The sequence below is a fragment of the Massilia sp. YIM B02769 genome, from assembly GCF_030411995.1.
In the GTDB taxonomy this organism is placed as follows: domain Bacteria; phylum Pseudomonadota; class Gammaproteobacteria; order Burkholderiales; family Burkholderiaceae_D; genus Telluria.
This window is the reverse complement of sequence record NZ_JASNRC010000034.1, coordinates 1-4190: the sequence shown is the minus strand read 5'-3', so window position 1 is coordinate 4190 and position 4190 is coordinate 1. Positions and strand designations below refer to the sequence as shown.

The following is a 4190-nucleotide window of genomic DNA, read 5'->3' as shown; positions in this document are numbered from 1 at the left end:
GCGCCGATGATAGTGCTGCAACCAGTGTGAAAGTAGGTTATCGTCAGGCTAGTTATAAAGCGAAGCCCACCAAGTAAACTTGGTGGGCTTTTTGCTTTTTGGCTTTCCTATCCTCGGTGTCGGTTTCTTGTCGACGCCATGTCGTATTCCTGTCCAGCTGTTTCATTCTTCTTTCTACGTTAATGCCTGACATCAAGTTTTTCAGGCATCATTCACGGTAAGTTTGTTCTTCTTACCGAGAATGAGGAAATAGCATGGCCCGAAAGCTCCTTGGTGTTGCCGCCGCTGCGTTTGCAAGCCTTGCCGGAGCCGCAGACGCCACGACAAGTCCATCGTCCGCTGGACTGAAAGGCGCGCTGGAGTCGGAATCCATCGGCTTATTATCGGCGGAGCATTTTCGACTGGAGACAGGAAAGTGCGGCAACTGCACTGTCCCGAAACAGGGCCTCTGGTACTTCGAAAACGACTTGATCGCTGTTCCCGCAAACGGCGCAACAGTTTCAGGCTTTATGCAGGGAGCGGACCGCAGGAGCGACGTCGCCAGATGGGCAGCTGCGCAACAGCCGGAAAAACTGGCCCATCCATCGCTGGTATGGATTGGTGCGCCGAGCATTTTCGAGAATGCGGTGATGCTGCCGGGCGCCCAGCGCGTTCGTGCTGCAGGCGGCAACGAGCACGACATCCGGCTCGTACCGAAAATTCCCACCAACCTTTCCTATGCCAACGACGCCACCGCCGCCTACTTTGCCGGCCGCACGGTGCGCATGCGCGGCGCGATCGACAGCGCCGGCGGAAAAGACGTATTCGTCGCCCGCACGATCTGGCCCAGCGATTTCGCCTTCGACCCGGCCACGATGCCAAGCCAGCCGCTTCACACAAGCTCGGACCTAGCCGCATTCGTGCGTGCGCCGGTCAAGGAAGCGCGCGGCATCGATACACGCCTGTTATGGGAACGCCATCCGGGCCAAGCGCGCGACTGGAAGCAAAAGCCGGTACTCGGATTTGTCCTGAACGGCGCCCAGGGCGACGACGACGAATCCCTGGGCGGACACTATGCGATCGCCACCGGCCGTATCGGTAATAACGGAGAATGGGCCGACTGGGCCGTCAACAATTTCTATAACCTGGATTCGTTCAGCGAAAAGGGCATTGTCGCGGCAACGCTCCCGATGGATAACTACCTGATGGACCTAAATAGCGGCCAGCAGTATTACCGTCCGTCGTACATGCTGGTGGCGGTGCTGAACAACGAGCGTACCGCGGCTGCCTACCAGGGCGGCGTGCAGCGCGTCTTCAACCATTTCTACCGCCACGATTTCCAGTACCGGCATGCGAGCGCGAATTGCGCCGGCATCAGCGTCGACGTCTTCGATTCCCTGGGTTGGCATATTCCCGAGCGCGGCCCATCGGCGCCGCTGAAGTCGCTCGCAGCATATGCGTATATCGCCGCCAAGGACGGCAGCCTGCAAAGCGGCCGCAAGATCTACGATTACCTGAACGAAGAACAGACCCGGCTCCTGCCGGCGGTGGCATTCGAATCGGCGGGACTGGACCTGCTCGACATCGTCGGGCCCAGCGGCAAGGCCGGGCGTGCGCTGACGCCTTACGAGCAGCAGCTCAGGAGCGATGTCGACGCCATCTTCCTGGTGCGCATTCCGCAGATTCCCTCGAGCCGCGCCACCGGTTCGGCGCCGGTGTTTTCGTTCGATGAATTCCAGTCGCGCGTCCCTGCGGACCAGGCCGACTGGAAAATCGTGCCGGTCGACGCGCGTCCTTTCCCGGATACGCTGCGCGATCCCTCGAGCCCGGCGGAAGACGATCCATCTCCCGTGCCGCCGCCCATCGCCGGCATCGGCGTATTCACTGTTCTTGCCGCGGTGGTTTTCTGGCGCCGCCGCAAAAAAACAAAGGCTGCCAAAAAGCAGACCACAACGCCGGAAGAACTGGTGCACTAAGGCGTCGCTACGCCAGGCGCTTCAGGACACCCCTTCTCGAGCTGAAGCGCAGGCGCTATTACAGTTGTCACTGACCGGCAAGGACCTTTGCCAGCGCTGTCTTGTTGCTCACGCCCAGCTTGGTATAGATCGCATGCAGTTGATTGCGCACCGTTGACAGCGACACATTGCAATCTCGTGCAATTTCCTTGTATGCCGCGCCGGCGACGGCCATCGCGGCCACACGCTGCTCGGCGGGGCTCAGGGTGGGAGCGGTCCGGCGGCTCAGCCGCAGGAACAGCAGTTGATTGGACATCGAGGCGGATACGCTCAGCGTCCCGACGTCGACGTGACGCCTGACTTGCAGCGCCGCCGTCAATGGCTTGGGCAGGTGAGGCGGATTCCAGTCGGGCCATTCTATCGACAGCAAGGCCAGCGCCGCTGGACTGGCGCTCAGCAGTACGCCATCCGCTGCCGCCACTGCGCAGGCCGGTCCCGTCTCCCCGGTCTGCAGGCGGCGGTTGATGCTATTGGCCAGCAACAGATGGGGCAGGACCTGGTGCGCGCTTCCAAGGAGTTCGGCCGCACTCATGCAGCGCTTCATCCGGCCGGTCCAGACCGTCACGCCATCTGTCGGCGTGCCCGCAGGAACGCCAGGGATCAGCGTGAACACGTTCCAGGCGTCGTAGCGCCGGATGTAACGGCCGAGGTCCGCGTTGTCGCGCGCATACGCCTGGGTGGGGGTGTGGACCGTCTGGCCCGCGTGCGCGAGACTGTTCCTGATCGCCGGGTCTGGCCCGGGCAGGTTCACGCGCTCGAGCAGCCGTTCCGCCGGTACCTCGTGGCGGTGCAGCGTATGGATCGTGACGTAGCCGCGCGCGTCATAGGTGCCGTGGCCGAACATGCCGGAGTGAATGGGCAGCACACGACGCACAATACCGAATCCCAGTTCACCGAATTCCCCCAGGGACAGGTCTCGTGCGCCGGAATAAAGATCGAACAGCATGCGTTCGATCATCGTGCTGTTTCCGCAGATATTGCAGGCTCAAGGTGATACGGGCGCATGGTGCTCGTCGATTATTGTTTGAGCAATTATAACGTTGATGTCCAGGCAACTCTACATTCCATGCGCCACACCATGCTGTTTGTGACGGCCCGGATTTCCCGGGCCGGTTCCTGGCTCAGTTCTTCGCGCGCTTGACGACGATATTCGCTGCCGGCGTGGATGGCGGATTGCCGTAGAGCGTAGCCAGCACGTCGAAATAGGCCGTCGTCCATGCATTCGCGGGGGCATCGCCGAAGCTGGCGAAATGGTTGGCAAGGCCGAGTGCGTGGCCGAATTCATGGGTGACGATGTCCTGGGTCACATTGCAGTGGCCATTCCCGAGATTCACGTACACCGGGGCGGAGAAGATGCCGTTGCTTGCATCGGGCATGATCATGCTTCCGGTATTCGGACCCGTGGCGACATTCGCACAATAGCTGGCGTAATCGGTCGAACCTGGCGGCACCCAGGAGGTCAGATAGCTGACCTGGATGAAATTCCCGCTGGCAGGGCGCGTGGCGGTCAGGTCGAGGACCAGCAGACCACTCAGTTTTGCATTGAGCAGGCTGACGCTGGTCGTGACCTTGTTTGCGTAATCCACCTCCGTTGCGTTGCCCGCCGCCGGCGTTGGGAGGTAAACGGCAATATGCCGGTCCGGCGTACCGGGCCAACGCCAGGTACCTTCCGGCCGGCCATTTGCCCCGGGGCCGAAATCGATATTGCTGGACTTTAGGTAGGCCACAATCTGCGCGTCGGGGGCCTGCACAGTGGCGCCCGTTCCCGGGCCCGTCGAAGCGTTCCCGCCATTGTTTAAGGCGTCGGAATCACCGCCGCCGCCACAGGCCGACATCAGGACTGCCAGGCCGAGAATGCCAATCATCTGTTTTGTGTAACGCATGTTTGTATAGGAGATTTTCATGGTGTGCGAAAGCGCTGCAATGTGGTCGCAAAAGTATGCGTCGAGCGTCAAAGCGTATCCATAGAACAAATGTTCTATTGCTAACGCACGAAAGGCAGCCGCGCAGGGGGTGTTCTTTTGCTGAGTTCCAGGGAGCCGGCGGGCAAACGCGTCCAGCGTGGCCAACACGTTGCCCTGTGCACAAGCATCCAGACTCGGCTCTTGCAGAGTGCGCTCAGCTTTGTTATAGTTCGGTCCCTGCCTGCGCGGCCCGGCAAAAACGACAACGAAATCAAGTAGTTGACGGGTGTAG

At 60.7% G+C, this 4190-nt stretch carries 3 protein-coding genes; 1 reads left to right on the top strand and 2 read right to left on the bottom strand.

Translation table 11 applies throughout. From position 1 onward, the window contains the following. The first annotated feature begins 254 nt into the window (after positions 1–254). Positions 255–1955 (top strand): hypothetical protein, encoded by a 1701-nt coding sequence (locus tag QPK31_RS26015; protein WP_290425782.1) that lies wholly within the window; start codon positions 255–257, stop codon positions 1953–1955. Between the two features lie 67 nt (positions 1956–2022). On the opposite strand, the gene QPK31_RS26010 is transcribed toward QPK31_RS26015, so the two are convergent. Both QPK31_RS26010 and QPK31_RS26005 read right to left on the bottom strand, forming a co-directional pair. After that, complete coding sequence (locus QPK31_RS26010; protein ID WP_290425781.1) at positions 2023–2952, bottom strand: LuxR C-terminal-related transcriptional regulator; 930 nt, start codon at positions 2950–2952, stop codon at positions 2023–2025. Positions 2953–3115: 163 nt separating this feature from the next. After that, positions 3116–4190, bottom strand: a 1075-nt coding sequence (locus QPK31_RS26005) for a hypothetical protein (RefSeq protein WP_290425780.1), incomplete at its 5' end; no start/stop codon positions are given.